Origin of the sequence: Lysinibacillus sp. GbtcB16, assembly GCF_019091145.1 — a bacterium.
Taxonomy (GTDB): domain Bacteria; phylum Bacillota; class Bacilli; order Bacillales_A; family Planococcaceae; genus Lysinibacillus; species Lysinibacillus fusiformis.
Genome location: NZ_JAGXJV010000406.1, coordinates 1 through 271, shown reverse-complemented (window position 1 = coordinate 271; position 271 = coordinate 1). Strand labels below are relative to the sequence as shown.

Sequence of the window (271 nt, the reverse complement as noted above, 5' to 3'; positions counted from 1 at the left end):
ATCATATATACTCTAACGCTAGAGGGCATTTTGTAAATGCTGATGGTATAAATGTGATTGTAGAAACTAACACATTTGAAGGTCCGAATGTTGGAGGAGTTAGTTCATACCAAAATAACTGGTATGTAAAATACCTGAATAATACATTCATCGAGTGTGAATTTGTTATCAAGGGAGATAATTTTGTTAATGGAGTTGTCTGTAATAAAGGTAGTGTAAAATTAATGGATGTTCAAGGTGCAGTGGTTCAAAATTGTCAAATAAAGAATGG

Annotated in this window: 1 pseudogene; it reads left to right on the top strand. The window is 32.5% G+C overall.

The window, feature by feature from the left end:
- A pseudogene (locus tag KVT27_RS24710) lies at window positions 1-271 on the top strand (right-handed parallel beta-helix repeat-containing protein); the annotation flags it as partial.